Origin of the sequence: Cysteiniphilum sp. QT6929 (assembly GCF_030035755.1) — a bacterium.
GTDB classification, from domain to species: Bacteria; Pseudomonadota; Gammaproteobacteria; order Francisellales; family Francisellaceae; genus Caedibacter; species Caedibacter litoralis.
On record NZ_CP103983.1, the window covers coordinates 1302813 to 1319503 of the forward strand.

The following is a 16691-nucleotide window of genomic DNA, read 5'->3' on the forward strand; positions in this document are numbered from 1 at the left end:
ATACTTAACCTTTTTACCCTTTTTTAACCTTTTCTTTAGTTGGCACTGGATCGTAACCGCCTTTGCAAGCTGGGTGGCATTTTAGCAGTCTTTTTGTCATTAGCCAAAGCCCAAACACTAAACCATGCAATTTAATTGCTTCTAGCGCATATTGTGAACAAGTTGGATAGAAACGACAGCGAGGTCCAAGGTATGGGCTAATCGCTACTTGATAGAAACGAATGAGAACAATAAAAGGAAACGCAATAATTAAGCGTATTTTGCGAGAAATTCGTTGATAGAGTGCCACAATTCCTCCTTTGTCGCGCGTGCGGCATTGTGATTTGTAACAACGATCAACATCGTCTTCTCAAACAACGCCTTATGCTGGCGAAACATCTCTTTATTTAAGCGGCGACACAAATTGCGCTGCACAGCTCTTTTAACTTTTTTTTTGCCTGTGATAACACCGACACCTGAGTGTAGATCCTCACCTTTAGCAATCAAATAAGAAAAGTGTTTGGTATGAACTTTTTGACAGATACGCGAAAAGCCAAGTGAAAAACCCTTAGCATCTAAGATAAATTCTTTGGCTAAGCTATTAAGCGGCAAGCTTATGTCTGCCCTTAGCGCGTCTGTTGCGAATCACTTTCTGACCGCTTAGCGTCTTCATGCGTGCGCGGAAACCGTGAGTTCTTTTTCTTTTTAAGTTACTTGGTTGAAACGTTCTTTTCATCGTATTATCCTCAGTTTGTATTTGTATTTATAAAATTTACTGCAAATCTGCCACATTCATGCAAGGCGCAGATTCTACGCCAAAAATAAATTTCGGTCAATTAAAATGCCCTAGCAATTTCAACCGCGCATTCTAGCGCAAAATATAGGCGCTGTCGATAACTATCCTTTGGTTATTTACGTGCGCGGTAGCGTCACACCCGTCTGACCTTGGTATTTACCACCACGATCTTTATAAGATGTCTCACATACTTCATCAGATTGATAAAATAGCATCTGCGCGACCCCTTCGTTGGCATAAATCTTAGCAGGCAATGGCGTGGTGTTTGAAAACTCAAGCGTCACATGCCCTTCCCATTCTGGCTCTAAAGGGGTGACATTGACAATAATGCCGCAACGCGCGTACGTTGATTTACCTAAACACACAACCAATGTATCACGCGGAATTTTAAAGTATTCAACCGTGCGCGCTAATGCAAAGGAATTCGGTGGGATAATGCAAACATCGCCGACAAAATCGATAAAATTGTTATGATCAAAGTCTTTCGGGTCAACAATCGTTGAGTTGATATTGGTAAAGATTTTAAATTCATTAGCGCATCTAACATCATAGCCATAGCTTGATGTGCCAAATGATACGATTTTACCCTGCTCATTGTGACGTACTTGCCCAGCTTCAAATGGGGCAATCATCTCTTGCTCCATCGCCATTTTTTTAATCCACTTATCTGATTTGATGGACACTTTTTACTCCTTACTTATTTTCACTATTTTTACTATTTTCACTAAACTCAACTTTAACACTCGGCATATTGATCATCATCGCTTTTGGCAAGCTCGCCATATTAGCCGCAAGCTTTAACGCAATTCGCTCATAAACTTTGGCAATTTTATTGTCTTTATTTGCTGTTGGCTGCCCCTTATCGGCATCTTCTCTAATAGATATATCCAATGGCAAGGCACCTAAAAATGGTAAATCAAACTGTGACGCCAATGACTCAGCGCCATGCGCGCCAAAGATCGCTGACTCGGTACCACAATTTTGGCAAATATGCACACTCATATTCTCAATAATACCTGCGACATGAATATCAAGCTTATTAAACATCGCAATCGCGCGCTTGGCGTCGATTAAAGATAAATCTTGCGGTGTTGTTACTGTGACTGCTGCCGTTAATGGAATCTTCTTCGTCATCGTTAATTGAATATCCCCTGTCCCTGGTGGTAAATCAATTAACAAATAATCAAGCTCGCCCCAGTTAGTATCATTTAACAGCTGCATTAAAGCACCTGATACCATCGGACCTCGCCAAATAATTGCTGAATCCTGATAGATTAAATTACCCACTGAGATCATCTTAACGCCATGGCGCAATAGTGGCTCGATTTTCTTTTTATCATTGGTTTTAGGATTATCAAAGCTACCCATAATGAGCGGTTGACTTGGTCCATAAATATCCGCGTCTAAAATACCAACCTTGGCACCCATTTTTTGTAGTGAGATCGCAAGATTTGCCGTTGTTGTTGATTTACCCACACCACCTTTACCTGAAGCAATTGCAATAATATTTTTGATACCTTTAATCGGCTTTAAACCGGGCTGTACTTTATGAGTGGTCACATCACATAGCACACTAAACTCAAAAGCTTGCGTGATATTCTGAGCATATAAATAATCACTTAACTGCGCAATCACACGATCTATTTGGCTAGCACTGAGAAAAAAACCAAGCCGCAGCGAAATAGTAGCAACGCCATCTTGTTCAATGATTTGCAAGTTGCGTAGAAAATTCTCAGCTGGCAGGTCTAAAATGGTTTGACGATAAGCTTGTAGGCTTTGTTTTAACATAAAAAGTAATTGATGATTTCAAAGATGGATGTAGTCTATACTCATCGTAAACCAATTTACAGAATTTTTTGCTTTGCATTTCGCGTGCTTTTAATTAGTTGAATTTTGACAATAGTCCTAGCTATTGCCTGCAATCCAACTAATTAAAATTAACACAAACTACTTCACAACTAACACCACAAAATGATTCACGATGGGTATAGCGTTACGACGATTTATAGTCTACATTCTTTCAGGCACTTCTATCCCAAGTAGCCCTAGAACAAAAACCAACTGTTTTAAAGTTAACTGACATAAAGCGATTCTTGCCTCTTTTAATGCATGGTTTTCTTCATTGGCAATCGGTGATTCAGCATAGAATTTATTAAACTGCACAGCAACTTGATAAGCGTATTCACACAAATGATGTGGCTCACATTTATCATAGGTTTTTTGTAAAACTTGCGGCAATTCAGTTAATTTCAATTGTAAATTACGCTCAGCATCATTACTTGCCTTAGCAATATCAGTACTGACATTTTCCAAATTGCGACCAAGCTTACGCAAAATCGATTTAATGCGCACGGCTGAATACAACAAGTAAGGACCTGTTTTGCCTTCATATTGCGAGAATTTGTCTAGATCAAAAATATAATCCGAGGTATAAACATTCGCCAAATCAGCAAACTTAACCGTAGCCAATGCCACTTTTTCAATAATATCTGCCTTTTCAGCTTCAGTTAAGCCCTCTTGCTCACGCAGACTGGCGCGTGATTTCGCCTCATCAATTAAAGTACTTAAACGCATTACTCCACCTGAGCGCGTTTTAAATGGTTTGCCATCTTTGCCATTTAGCGTACCAAAGCCAATATGCACAAGCTCAGTCTCTGGTGCAATGCTTGATTTCTTAGCTGCTGCGAATACTTGTTTAAAGTGCAGACTTTGACGTTTATCAACCACATAAATAATTTTTTGCGCCTGATAGTCTTCAACACGCTCTAAAATCGTTGCCAAATCGGTTGTACCATACATTACCGCACCATCAGACTTCACCAAAATCAATGGTGGCGTTTTGTCATCTTCATTTTCAGTCACAGGAATAATAATCGCACCTTGACTATTTTCAGCAACTTTTTGCTTTAAGCAATCCTCAACCATTTGATCAATGATTGGTTGAACATCGCTCTCTCCTTTCCATAGATCAAAATAGATCCCAAGATCGCCATAATCTTTTTTAAGCTCAGCAATTGATACATCAACGAAGTGTTGCCAAAGCGCACGATAACCGCGACGCCCTTTTTGCAGCTCAGCCGTTGCTAAACGTGCTTTTTCCATCTCATTAGCATCTTCTTTGCAACGCCCTGAAGCTCGTGGATAAATCTCAGATAACTCATCCACCGTCACCGGCGACTCTTTAGGATATTCTCCAGTGTAATGTTCATCAAAATACGGCAAATTAGGATGCACTTTGCGAATTTCTTCGATCAACATTCCCATTTGTGTACCCCAATCCCCTAAATGGACATCACTTAACACCTCATCACCATAAAAGCGATAAACGCGCTGTAAGCAATCACCAATTAAGGGAGAGCGAATATGTCCAACATGCAGTGGTTTAGCGACATTAGGACCACCAAAATCCATCATCACTTTTAGTGGATTAGTGGTTTTAGGACAACCTAAACGTGAATCTTTAAGCATACGATTTGACCAGCCCGCCAAAAAATCATCACTTAAGGTGATATTAATAAATCCTGGCATCACTGCATTTACGTCACTGAAAACCTTATCACTTTGCACTTGTGTCACAATATCATTAGCAATTTGAATTGGTGCTTTTTTAAGAGTTTTAGCCAAAGGCATCGCACCATTACATTGAAATTGTCCAAGCTCAGGACGTGCTGATAATTGCACTTTAGCAAAACGACTATCAAAACCTAAAACATCAAAGGCTTGTACAAATAAATCGGTTAAGTAATTCTCTAAAATAGCAGTGTGATTCGCCGTAGCTGTCATTATCTAAAACTCATTATGATAATTTTGAAAGCCTGATTATATACTCACAGCCAGTTATTTTACAGATTTTCTTGTATGTCATTTACCCTTCACATGAAATCAAATTAAAAATCACCAATATCACACTGCAGACACATAATTCCGTTTTCACGCCACATATCGACTACTTGCTGGCGATCATCCACAGCAAATAAAATATCTTTACCCTCTTGACGTAGTAAGTCTAAGATTTCTTTTTTAATAATTGCATCTTTACGATTATCTTTTATCTGGCGCATTACTAAGCGCTTAAAAGGAATTTCATGCCATATCAACCAGTGCTCAGTAATTTTGCGATATTGCTCAGAGCGACCTGAAACAATAATAATTTCATATTGTTGAGACTGCCACAGTGTTTTATAGAGTGACACAATTGGCAAATTTGGCTTATCATCACCAATATGCGCATTAAACTGTGCCCAGTTCTTTTTTTCAGACATTACATAATGCCTGCGATGAGTAATATCAGCTAAGGTGCCATCAAGGTCAAAGAGGATTGTTTTCATGCTTGCTGATTTTCTTTGATATAGTCATAGAGCTTGTTTAAGTTATCTTTGTGCTTTCTAATATTTTGACGAATGGTATTTTTCCATTCGTTGTCAAAGTTAATTACTAACTTCCCTCCAGATTTTGTATATCCAGTAATAATTACTCCCTTTCTTTCATCATCTAGGCTTTGATGACCATGGGCAAGAATATTACGTTGGGTCACAATTTCATCTTGAAAATTCTTTAATGAATGCTTTATCCTTTTTACAAAATCATCACCATCATATCTAGCTTTCTTCAAATAACTTATCACTAGCTCGTATTTCTGCGAGAAACTCACCTTACTCTTTATGAAAAAATTTTTCTCAAAAAACTCTGCTTCATCATTAAATACTTGTAAAATTATTTTCCCCAATTGATTTTCGACGTCAATTGCTTCTGCAAGAATTAATCCCCGCATAATATTATGATCTGAAAGCCTATAACCAAAGGATTCAATTGTTTTTTTCAATTCCTCTGCAACCTCGTCTCTAGTGCAAGAAATCACACCATCCCAGCTAGAAACATCACAACCACTAATATCTTGACTTGAGTAAAAAATAATATTTGTAAGACAGCCTTTTTCATCTCGAAAACATCTAATATGGTCATCCCCTTTATGATCATTATTTAAGTTATAATCCACTAAAATTAAATCATAAGTATGTATATTACTCGAGCTTCTTGGATCAAAGTCTGTATCTTGTCTCCAGTCAATTGTGATATGTTTAGGCTCAATAACTCGGCTTATAACTGATTCAAACCAACTTTCATTATCATCAATACATAAAATTTTATATTCTAATTTTATTCCCAAGTTGTCCTTACTCATCACCAAACCTTATTATAAATTCTGCTTTATCATCATCTGTGTTCTTTAGGTATATATCATTATCACTTTTTTGAAGCAATTCTTTTACTTGGCTTAATCCTAAGCCAGATCCCTCTGTGGTCGTATAACCAAGATCAAAAATAGATGGTTTATTTGCTTTTGGAATGCCTACTCCATTATCCGAGTAACCCATTAGTAATTTTTTATCTGAAATATCGATTACCTCAAGTGCAATCTTAGTTGCCTCTGCTTTTCTAGAATTATTAATTAAATTATCTAAAATAATCGATAGTTCTAATGGCTTAAATTTGGTAATAAAAACTTTGTTGCCTGAATTAATAAAATTGAATTTAATTGCTTTATTTGACTGTCTATATACTTTTATCAAACCTGAGCACACATTTAATAAGTACTCTTCGATATAAGCGCATAAATCTTCATTGATAATGGAGCCTGTCAGATTAAAATTTGCCTTAGTAGCAAAATTAGTCGTTGTCGTTATTTTTTTGACTTGCTGATTTATTTTGCCTAATACACCTAAAAGCTTTTCATTACTAATTACTTGACCTGCTTGTATCTTACCAACTAAGCTTGAGATATAATTATCAATTGTACTAGCTGCTATACCAATATGATGGTGAAGACTGACAATATTCGTTAAATCATCACTAACCATTGAGCGTAAAAATAAATTTTGCTTAACTTTTTCTTCAACTTTTTGTTCAGCCTGTACTTTTTTATCCTCAGCTAAAGCTCTTTTTTCAGCTTCATATTCCCATTCTTGCTCCGCTAGCTCTTTTTGCTCTTGCTGCTCTTGGATTGTTTTTTTAATAGCTCCTTTATCAACAGAGCTCCAATCCAACGGGTCTTTTTTTTCCACAACTTCAAGCGTTTTAAGTATTTGTGACTGTACATCTCCTAGTTTTTCATTTGACAGTTTCTGCACTAAATTTGTATTTATATCAAATTCTTGAACATCCCAATCAGATGTCAATATACGCTCGCATGCTTCTCTTAGTTTTTCCGTGCTAAGTGGCTCTAACTCATATCTTTCAGGGTCATCAATCACATTTCCTGTAATAACTTTCTCATTATCAGGATAAAGTCTATCAACAATTTTCCCCCAGTTAAGTCCTTTTATAACAAAGTTTTCTAATTGACGTACTATGACTGGCACGAAACCATAACTTTCTTTTCCATTAATTAAACTAACTTGATTTTCTTTATCATAAGCAATCAATTCCCAAAACGCATTATTTTTAATCAAACCTTCTCTATTTGTCATAATAGCAAACTGCTCTTCGTTATCATCTATAGTGATTTTCCCAATAACGTCTCTAGTACCCAATCGTCTGCCATGTCCTTGAGATTTCCAATAATCTAATCCTAACCAGTCGTTTTTATAGTTTCCATAAGGTGAAACTCGAAAACCGTTATGAAATAAAAAAACGGACCCATAATCTCCTGCGATCAATCCATATCTTCTTTTAAAAAAACCTTTACTAATCGTATCTAAAAAATGAATCTCCACTTCGATATTTTTTAAATGCTTATAAGGGTTTTTAAGAGTGTACCAATAAATTTTTTCTTGTTGGTAATAAAGTGTTGTTACAATGCTTTCGCCTTTATCATCAATTTTAGAATGGATATAAGTTGTCTTAAATGAAAGCGTATTAAGAATATTATTATTGATTTTACCATTTAAATTTTTCCACCAGTCAGACTTGTCATTTTTCTTTTCACTATCCGTTATTTTATAATCCGTATTAGTATAAAGATAAACATCAAAATCATCATTTAATGAAGGGGAGAATTTTTCTAGCTCAGCAATGAGTGTTTTTAATTTTCTCTTCTCCCATTGGCTACGCAAATGCGTAATTTTCAGAATCGTTCCTTGGGCAAAAGGCGCTTCATAAAGTGGTTTTATCTCTTTTTTAAATTGTGTTTCTGATAATACTTCACATTGCAGATCAATTGATGATATCTCATCATCTTTATCTTTACCCTCAAACCATGTCCAGTCGATAAATAACTTAAGGTAATTGCCCTTTAATGACTTTGTGTAAAGTGTTAACTGACTGCCTAATCGGTCACAGCTAAAACGCCCCACACCTTTATTACCAGCATATGCTGTTTTAGCATCTAGCCGCTTGCCTTTTTTTTCTGAATAAGCAATGTTTAACCATTTATCCTTAATGTCATCAATTGTCATTCCTTTGCCATCATCAGCAATCATGATAGATGACTCTGGCGTTTGCTCTGTCTCATTAACAAAACGGATCGTTGATTGAGAACTTTTGGCATCTTTGGAGTTTTTAACTAACTCAATAATCGCGACATTATCATCATAGATTAACCCGCGCCCGACAATATCTTTTATACCAGCATTTGCTTTAAAATTAAGCTTACTGCTTTTTGTCATCTACTCACCCTACTTCTTTAATTAGCTTACCCAAGGCCTCTGCCATTAATGGAGGAACCGCATTACCTACTTGTGTATAGCGAGGACATTCCTCCTTCCTTCTTGCACCACCTGTTGTGTATTTCCCTTGAAACTCAAACCAATCAGGGAAGGATTGAATACGTGCATTCTCCCTAACAGTTAGAATTCGTGGCTCACTATAGTGTAACAAATCATCTGGTAAAGTGGTTATTGTTCTTGAAGGCATATTGGGGTGCAAAGGTGTAAAGCATTGCTTTTTTGTGCCAAGTTCAGCCAGTTGTTTACTTGTTAAGCTTTTGCCTTTTGGGTAATAATTTAGAATTTGATTAAACCGCGTAATCGTTGCTTGATTATGCCGCGCTAGTCTTAAGCTATTTGGTGAGTAGTCTGGACTACAATTCTCACGCATAATTTTCTGATAATTACTCAGTTTTTTGCGCTCATATTTTATCTGCTTAAAACCTTTACTATCAACACTATCCATGACATTGACTCCATGTTGAGTTTCCAGATCAGATATTGCTTGCTTGACCGTAACTTCTTTGCCACCTAATCCTTTATTGTCTTTATATTGAGTTAAGAAATCAGGCAATAAATCAAAAGGAGACTGGGCTATTTTTATGTCCTTTCTAAATGCAATTAAGATAAAACGAGCTCTTGGTTGGGGGACGCCAAAATCAGAGGCATTCACCATTTGATGAAAAACCTGATAACCAAGTGATTCAAGTTTTTTCTTAACGATCATGGCATATGGCTCTTTTGTATTTTGCTTTTTAAAAGCAGTGCTAAAACCTTTAACATTTTCTAATAAAAGATATTTGGGCTGTACGATCGATACAATTTCAATATATTCATCCGTAAGTTTGTTTCTAGGATCATTAGAATCACGTTTCCCAGCAAATGAAAACCCTTGACAGGGAGGTCCTCCAGCAATCAAGTCAACCTTTCCTTGCAATTGTTTTAACTGCAAACCATAGTTTTCAAGAAGAGCCTTTGTTGTCATCTCTTTGCAAGGCAACCAACTTGGCCATTTGAAAGGTAAAACTGTTTCGTTATCAATGAGATTATATTTGAGTGTTTTAAATGCATCTACCGTTTTTTCAATGGCAAATATACCTTGAAAGCCCGCTTTTTGGAGCCCCAAAGATAAACCGCCACATCCGGCAAACAAGTCAATATAGCTTAACACTTCCACACTCTCTTAATATTAAAATAGATTCGCTCTTAAGTTTACTACAAATAAGCGATTATTGAGATGGATTTCTAAAATAGCAGTGTGATTCGCCGTAGCTGTCATTATCTAAAACTCATTATGATAATTTTGAAAGCCTGATTATATACTCACAGCCAGTTATTTTACAGATTTTCTTGTACTGCTTTTTCAACTGTTGCCACAGGCAATATCAACTGCAACGACTGTCCTGTTAATTCAATAAAACCATAATTTTTATAAAACGCCTTTGCTTCATCGCTCTTGGCATCGACGATAACAGAAAATACGCCCATAATTTGTGCTGCTGCCACAATTTTAAGCAGAGCGTCTTTTAGCAAATAAGCACCAATACCCGCGCCCTTATGCTGATTATTCACCGCTAAGCGGCATATTCTTGCGGCACTAACAGGATACCTTGGGTGATTGATATGCTCAGGCAGTGCCTTTTGAATGATCTCTGCCGCGGTAATTGTATAGTAGCCCATAATCTCATCACTATCCGTAGCATGTGCAACATATGTTTTGCTGTACATCTTCTTTTGATTTTGCAGTGCGAATTTCTGTATAAATATATCAAGCTCAGAAACGCCACAATTAAAAAGGCTACGATTAAATGCTTTGCTCAGCGGACTAACCTTAAGCCCCATCATGATTTGAGCAAATCTTTTAATTTCTGATTTGGTTTAGGTGGGTTATCCAATAATGACAAGAACGCTTGTGCTGTTTTGCTATCCAAGCTAATTCTCTTTTCATTTTCAACGATTTTTCGCGCTCTAGGCAAACAATTACTAATAATGAATGCCGATACTGCCATACCAGAAAGTGCGGCAGCCTTCTCTATCGTTTGTTTGATATCATCCTTAGTATTTAATTCAATTCTTGCATGCGCCATAACTTATACCTCAAATTCACCTACTTACAGAGACTTAAATATAACCCGTTATTTTAACGGCAAGTATAGTGGATTTCGCATAAGTTTCAAACCTTTAAATATTAAAACAATTCGCCATTACTTTTAATACCTCATCGCCTTCATGCACGGTTGCCGACGAAGTGCGCGTTAACAATAAAGTCTCATGCGGTACACTTAAAACCTGCGGCTTACCAACACCTAGAACACTATTTTTATCATAAATCGTTGCCAGTGATGTATTTGGCTTTTGTAGTGAACCCAATAAATTATCTTGATAATCAACCATACCACCAACGGGTGCTCTAACGCGTGAAAAATCATGCTCGTAACAAGCATATTTATTACTGGTATTTTTCGCATCGTCTGGGTTATTAATATACTCAAGAATACCTTCCAATAAGTGCTTAGCATTCTTAAGATCAAAACTTTCCTTATTACCCATTTCATAGGTAAACGCATGTTTTGGTGGTGTTTTACTATCTCCTGTGATGCAATTCCAACAGTCAGTTAATTGCCACCACGGATAAAAAATGGCTTGGTTAAAGCAGCCACTGGGTTCATTTGGCGTCAAAATAAATGCATTACTATTAAAGTGTTTTAGACGCGCTGAGTGCAAATAACTTGGCGCATAAATATACGGTGCTGAGATTGAATCACAATGTAAATCAAAACTAAAATCAGCAGCTAATGCCAAATCATGCAGAATGTTGGCAAGCTTTTCATGAGGCGCTGTATTATTTTGCAAGCTCACTGCTAAGCGCACGCTCAGAAGCTCTGAAAACTCATGACATAGCGTATCAAAGCCTTGATTTTGATACTTCTCAACAAACGCATCAAGATCGATCTTCTCTAAACCGGCATGTGCCGTAAGCAAGTTTTTAAATCCACGATTCCAGTTTTCACCAGTTTTAGCATCAAAACGTCCATAGGTATACTCACCAATTTTAATATCCATGGCAAAAGGATTGGCAAACGGCACCAATGTCACATTGTATGGAAAATCATGTGCCTCCAAATACTCACGCAATAAATAAATCAGTGCAATGCCATTGCTCTCAGCAGCATGCAATGCCGCCTGCATATAGATATTCGCTTTGGCTTCTGGATGCTTGTATTCAATCACACTAATGCTATGCGTTAAGCCTGAAATCGTTGCTCTAAAAGGGATTTCTCTTATATTTATCATCATGCTACTTCTATTTGACCATTAAAAATCAATCTCACCACACCACTTAATCGTACTTCTTCTGGTGTGCATTCAACAGTTAAGTTACTGATGGCATTTTCCACTACAACTTTAGGCTTCAAAAGCCCCAATGAAACACCAGCATACACACTGGCAATACTGCCACTACCACAAGAAGGCGTTATTCCCGTGCCGCGCTCCCAATGATCTAAGTAAATACGATCTTTGGATAACTGCTTTAATGCATGTACATTAATACCGCCAGCGTATTGTGTTTGCAACACTCTACCCAGATCATCGAAATCTTTTAATTCAGTATGTTGCGAGCGAAACAATACCAAATGTGGATTACCCACATCAACCTCTAACGCATGATCAAAGCCCGAATCACCCATCAGTTTTTTTTGACTCTCATTGACTACAGGCAACGGAAAAGCCACCTCAATCCAATCATGCGCGACCAAGCGACAACGATGAACATAACCTCCAACCTCAATATTGACTTCTAAACTTCCTTTTTCCGTGAGCAGTAAACTTGCCACTGCACGCAAGCCATTACCACATTGCTTGGCTTTAGAACCATCTTGATTATAGATATGCATACTGGCATCAGCTTTGCCAGATTTCCTAATCAACAATAGCTGATCGGCGCCGACACCAAAACGCCGATGGCAAATTTGCTGCACTTGACGCGCTTGCCAATTACGTGGTTTTTTGCGTTCATCAATAACAACAAAGTCATTGCCTAACGCACACATTTTGTTAAACAGCAATGGTTTACTCATTGTAATAATCCTTAAAAATCAACGAGGTATTAATACCACCAAAAGCAAAATTATTACTCATAACGATGTTTGTTTTAAGTTTTTTTGGATTCCCAATAATGTAGTTAAGATCGGCGCAAGACGCATCGACCTTTTGCAAATTTGCCGTTGGCATAAATTCACCTTCCTTCATCATCATAATCGATAACCATGACTCAAGTGCGCCACAAGCACCTAATGTATGACCAAAATTACCCTTTAATGAACTGATAGGCGTTTTATCGCCAAACAAGGTAAAAGTCGCCTCACTTTCAGCGATATCACCGCGATCAGTTGCCGTACCATGAGCGCAAATATAACCGATATCATCGGCATTAACCTTAGCATCTGCCATCGCAAGCTTCAAAGCTTCAACCATTTTTTGTGCCGTGGGTTGTGTGATATGCCTGGCATCACAATTGGTACCAAAACCAATCACTTCGGCATAAATCTTAGCACCTCGCGCCTTGGCGTGCTCATACTCCTCTAAGATTAACGTACATGCGCCTTCACCAATCACTAAGCCATCACGTGCTTGATCAAAAGGTCTGGGTGTCATCTGCGGTTTATCATTTTGCTGACTTGTGGCAAATAAAGTATCAAAAATCGTCACTTGACTGGGGCATAACTCCTCCGCTCCACCTGCCAACATGACTTTTTGATAACCATGCTTAATCGCCTCATAGGCATAACCTATCGCTTGCGAGCTTGAAGTGCATGCACTTGATGCTGGGATCACGCGTCCCGTTAAGCCAAAGATCAGTGCAATATTAACCGCACAGGTATGGCTCATTGATTTTACATAAGTCGTCGCACTGACATTTTGCACGGTTTTTTCAGTCTCAATTTTAATCAGATCACACAAAGCTTGTGTGCTACCCGAGCACGAGCCAAAGGCAATACCAACATCGCCACTTTCAAGTAGTGCTTTATGCTCAAAAATTGCCGCATCTTTCAAGGCATTCTCACTGGCAACAGTTGCTAGCTGAGCAACACGCCCCATTGAGCGGGTTTGTTTGCGGGTATAGTGTGCCGGCATCTCAAAATCAGTAATCGGTGCGCCTAAGTTGGTATGTAAGCCTTTGATTTCTTGCCATGCGTTAATTTTTTTTGTAGCCGTTTTGCCTTGAAGCAATGCCGATTTAATCGTATGCCAGTCATTGCCTAATGCAGTAATACCAGCCATTCCAGTAATGACAACGCGCTTATTCATATCAAGCCACCATTAACTGATATTACTTGACGCGTGATATAACTTGCTGCATCAGAACATAAAAAATTAATCACTGACGCAACTTCTTCAACCTTACCTGCCCGACGCATTGGAATATGCTTTTCAATCTCGTCTTTATACTCTAAATCTTTAATCATATCTGTTTCAATTAAGCCAGGGGCTACGCAATTAACGGTAATTTTACGTTTAGCAAGCTCAAGCGCCAAGGCTTTTGTCGCGCCAATAATACCTGATTTTGCCGCACTGTAATTGACTTGCCCTTTATTGCCTGCAACTCCTGAAACAGAGGCTAATGTGACAATGCGCCCACCTTTTCTTAGCTGAATCATCGGCATCACACAAGGCTTTAATACATTATAAAAGCCATCCAAATTGGTTTGAATCACGCGATCCCACATCTCATCTTCCATTGCTGGAAATGGCGCATCCTGACAAATTCCAGCATTATTCACAACTGCATAAAATGCGCCATTTTGCGCAATTTCAGTGTTTAACTTTACATGACACGTCGCTCTATCTTGTAGATCAAATTGAATCAGTGACGCCTTGCCACCATTTGCCTCAATCACATGCTTGGTTTGATGAGCACCTTCAACATCGCTGTGATAATGAACTACAACCTCAAAGCCAGATTGCGCGAGCATGATTGCAGCCCCTTGCCCAATCCCTTTGCTTGCCCCTGTCACTAATGCTCTTTTACTCAAAATACTTTCCCCTGAATAATTTCTGTAAACTCTTTATCACTTGGCTGATAGGCGCTAAATTTTGCTTGTGCAACACATTGATCCTGATGATGAATCTCACACATAAACACCCCCAGTGGATCACTTATAAACTCTTTATGCGCCACAACCGTTAATACATCGCCTTCATCAAAGCTTGCACGCGTCGCTTTAAAATTACGCACGCTAATCATAAACCCACGCCTTGGTGCGTGATCACTTTCATCGCCCTGGAAATAAGCTAACACAGCTGAAGCTTGTGCCATCATTTCAATACCCACACAAGCATATACACCTTTAATCTCAGCATCATAAAAAATATGCTTAGGCGTAATTCTGGCAAGACAAACCGCCTTTTCTTGATTAACTTCTTGCAATGAATCAATCAGCTGCATCGGTGGTGATTGTGGAATAATTTCATTTAAGTCATACATCACAAACTTAGCTTCCTTTATTAGCTCTAGCAATAATCAAGCTGACATTATTACCACCAAATGCGAATGAGTTACTTAAAAAGCAAGGCTTTTGCCAAACACTCTCTTCATTGGTTAATTGAATGTCTGGTAACTCACAATCCAACTTAGCCGTGCTGATTTGCGCAGGCAATCTATGATTTGGGTTGTATTCTTTAGATAACAACAATGCACAAAGTGCTAACTCGGTCGCACTTGCCGCACCTAATGTATGCCCAGTTAGCGGTTTTGTCGAACTACATAAGACCCTTTCACCAAACACCTCAAAAATAGCTTTACTCTCCATCTGATCATTTTTTGGTGTTGCCGTACCATGCGCATTGACATAGGCAATATCATCTGGATTAAGATTGGCATCTTTTAGTGCGTTTAATATTGCTTGCTTGGCGCCTTCCCCTTCAGGATCGGGTGAAGTAATATGATAAGCATCTGAGGTTTCTCCACCGCCTAAAAGTGCTAAATCTGCTGGGGTTTTGCTTAACACAAATAACGCGGCACCCTCACCGATATTAATCCCATCACGATCTTGCCCAAAGGGCTGGCAAATGCTTTTTGTCACTGAATCTAACGCATCAAAGCCATTAAGCGGCAATTCAGATAAACTATCTGCCCCGCCAACAATACAGATATCACAAATGCCTGAATTGATTAAACGCTTTGCTGAGAGAAAGGCTTTGCCACTTGACGAGCATGCTGTTGAGATCACATAGCAAGGACCTTTGGCCTCAGCAAGCTTTGCAATAAACTCTGCCATTGTGCCAAATTCTTGCTGATGATAATGAAAATTGGCAAGCATTTCTCCTGTTTGCATATAATGCGTAAATGACTTCTCACCCTCTAAAATGCCCGAGGTACTTGTGCCTAAAATAACGCCTATTTTATGTCGATCCGTTTTCTTTGCTAACGCATCATACACAGGCTTAATTTCTTGAAATGCCTTAAACAACATCCGATTATTATGGCAATCAATTGCCTGATACTGACTAGGCAATGCGTTTAACTGACAATTTACCTTGCCAACATAAGTTTGCCGCCCACTAAAAAGCTTACCATATGGCGTCAATGGCGAAACATTCGCCAACAGTGCTTTAGCAACTTCTTGTTTATTATTACCAAGCGCATTTAACACGGCAAAATCATTGATATAAATAGGATCCCGCATTTTATGAATCACACACCGTTGAATGAACTGTAAGAAACTGACGGATTGCATCAAAGCTTACCTCTATATCACTATAGGCGTGCCCTTGACCAGATTTAAGATCGATCTGTGCACCGTTAAAGACTGCTAGCGCCAAATTTATCGGTGTTGTTTGATCATCTTCTTGTAACAATAACAGATAGTCTGATAATGAGGTCAACGTTTTTGGCATTGCATTAAATAATGCCATCGCTTCATCATGCATATGGTTATACGCAGGCATTTGCGCGATTAAATCTAAGCGTGCCGCTGGGTTAATCAAAATCACCTTAATAACATCATCACGCGTTTGCTTCAATAAGTGCGCCATATAACCACCCAATGAACTACCAATAATTACTTTATTATCAGCCTTTGCGTCATCGAGCAGCTTATGAGTAAGATCAAGTGCAGCTTTTGTTTGCATCGGTAACTCAGGTGCATCGATCGATGCTTCTGGAAATTGATCATTTAGCCAAGCTTTAAGCTTTTGTGCTTTGGGCGAGTTAGGTGAGCCTTGAAAGCCATGTAAGTAGAGAAAATAATTATTTGTCATCCATCCACCCT

At 38.4% G+C, this 16691-nt stretch carries 19 protein-coding genes; all 19 read right to left on the reverse strand.

Features of this window, described 5'->3' with window-relative positions:
• Positions 1-13: 13 nt before the first annotated feature.
• Positions 14-289: a membrane protein insertion efficiency factor YidD gene (gene yidD / locus NYP54_RS05440; RefSeq protein WP_283157492.1), complete on the reverse strand. Its 276-nt coding sequence runs from the start codon at positions 287-289 to the stop codon at positions 14-16.
• On the reverse strand, positions 250-591 hold the full coding sequence (gene rnpA, locus NYP54_RS05445) for a ribonuclease P protein component (protein WP_151192564.1): 342 nt from the start codon (positions 589-591) through the stop codon (positions 250-252). Before rnpA ends, yidD begins: the two co-directional genes overlap by 40 nt.
• The gene (gene rpmH, locus NYP54_RS05450; RefSeq protein ID WP_100550565.1) at positions 581-715 is read right to left on the reverse strand and encodes a 50S ribosomal protein L34; all 135 of its coding nucleotides are present in this window, start codon (positions 713-715) and stop codon (positions 581-583) included. The genes rnpA and rpmH overlap by 11 nt, the downstream gene beginning before the upstream one ends.
• A 176-nt stretch (positions 716-891) precedes the next feature.
• Positions 892-1458 carry a dCTP deaminase gene (gene dcd / locus NYP54_RS05455; protein WP_117002762.1) on the reverse strand — a complete coding sequence of 189 codons (567 nt, stop codon included), beginning with the start codon at positions 1456-1458 and terminating at the stop codon, positions 892-894.
• A 10-nt stretch (positions 1459-1468) separates the two neighbouring features.
• Positions 1469-2563, reverse strand: a complete 1095-nt coding sequence (apbC, locus tag NYP54_RS05460; RefSeq protein WP_283157493.1) for an iron-sulfur cluster carrier protein ApbC — start codon at positions 2561-2563, stop codon at positions 1469-1471.
• Between the two features lie 222 nt (positions 2564-2785).
• On the reverse strand, positions 2786-4558 hold the full coding sequence (argS, locus tag NYP54_RS05465; RefSeq protein ID WP_283157494.1) for an arginine--tRNA ligase: 1773 nt from the start codon (positions 4556-4558) through the stop codon (positions 2786-2788).
• Between the two features lie 104 nt (positions 4559-4662).
• Positions 4663-5103, reverse strand: a complete 441-nt coding sequence (locus NYP54_RS05470) for a hypothetical protein (RefSeq protein WP_283155686.1) — start codon at positions 5101-5103, stop codon at positions 4663-4665.
• Positions 5100-5957, reverse strand: a complete 858-nt coding sequence (locus tag NYP54_RS05475; RefSeq protein ID WP_283155687.1) for a hypothetical protein — start codon at positions 5955-5957, stop codon at positions 5100-5102. Before NYP54_RS05475 ends, NYP54_RS05470 begins: the two co-directional genes overlap by 4 nt.
• Entirely contained in the window at positions 5950-8379 is a 2430-nt protein-coding gene (locus NYP54_RS05480; RefSeq protein WP_283155688.1) for an ATP-binding protein, read from the reverse strand. Before NYP54_RS05480 ends, NYP54_RS05475 begins: the two co-directional genes overlap by 8 nt.
• Before the next feature lie 4 nt (positions 8380-8383).
• On the reverse strand, positions 8384-9589 hold the full coding sequence (locus NYP54_RS05485; RefSeq protein WP_283155689.1) for a DNA cytosine methyltransferase: 1206 nt from the start codon (positions 9587-9589) through the stop codon (positions 8384-8386).
• 167 nt (positions 9590-9756) lie between these two features.
• Positions 9757-10263 (reverse strand): GNAT family N-acetyltransferase, encoded by a 507-nt coding sequence (locus tag NYP54_RS05490; protein WP_283155690.1) that lies wholly within the window; start codon positions 10261-10263, stop codon positions 9757-9759.
• Positions 10260-10505, reverse strand: a complete 246-nt coding sequence (locus tag NYP54_RS05495; protein WP_117002752.1) for a DUF1778 domain-containing protein — start codon at positions 10503-10505, stop codon at positions 10260-10262. The genes NYP54_RS05490 and NYP54_RS05495 overlap by 4 nt, the downstream gene beginning before the upstream one ends.
• Before the next feature lie 94 nt (positions 10506-10599).
• Positions 10600-11715: a succinylglutamate desuccinylase/aspartoacylase family protein gene (locus NYP54_RS05500; RefSeq protein WP_283155691.1), complete on the reverse strand. Its 1116-nt coding sequence runs from the start codon at positions 11713-11715 to the stop codon at positions 10600-10602.
• Positions 11712-12497 carry a diaminopimelate epimerase gene (gene dapF, locus NYP54_RS05505; RefSeq protein WP_283155692.1) on the reverse strand — a complete coding sequence of 262 codons (786 nt, stop codon included), beginning with the start codon at positions 12495-12497 and terminating at the stop codon, positions 11712-11714. Before dapF ends, NYP54_RS05500 begins: the two co-directional genes overlap by 4 nt.
• Positions 12490-13728, reverse strand: coding sequence for a beta-ketoacyl-ACP synthase (locus NYP54_RS05510; protein WP_283155693.1), 1239 nt, complete (start codon positions 13726-13728; stop codon positions 12490-12492). Before NYP54_RS05510 ends, dapF begins: the two co-directional genes overlap by 8 nt.
• On the reverse strand, positions 13725-14453 hold the full coding sequence (gene fabG / locus NYP54_RS05515) for a 3-oxoacyl-ACP reductase FabG (protein ID WP_283155694.1): 729 nt from the start codon (positions 14451-14453) through the stop codon (positions 13725-13727). The genes NYP54_RS05510 and fabG overlap by 4 nt, the downstream gene beginning before the upstream one ends.
• On the reverse strand, positions 14450-14908 hold the full coding sequence (locus tag NYP54_RS05520) for a hypothetical protein (protein WP_283155695.1): 459 nt from the start codon (positions 14906-14908) through the stop codon (positions 14450-14452). The genes fabG and NYP54_RS05520 overlap by 4 nt, the downstream gene beginning before the upstream one ends.
• Positions 14909-14912: 4 nt before the next feature.
• Positions 14913-16106, reverse strand: coding sequence for a beta-ketoacyl-[acyl-carrier-protein] synthase family protein (locus NYP54_RS05525; protein WP_283155696.1), 1194 nt, complete (start codon positions 16104-16106; stop codon positions 14913-14915).
• A 1-nt stretch (position 16107) separates the two neighbouring features.
• Entirely contained in the window at positions 16108-16680 is a 573-nt protein-coding gene (locus NYP54_RS05530) for a YqiA/YcfP family alpha/beta fold hydrolase (RefSeq protein ID WP_283155697.1), read from the reverse strand.
• Positions 16681-16691 lie beyond the last annotated feature (11 nt).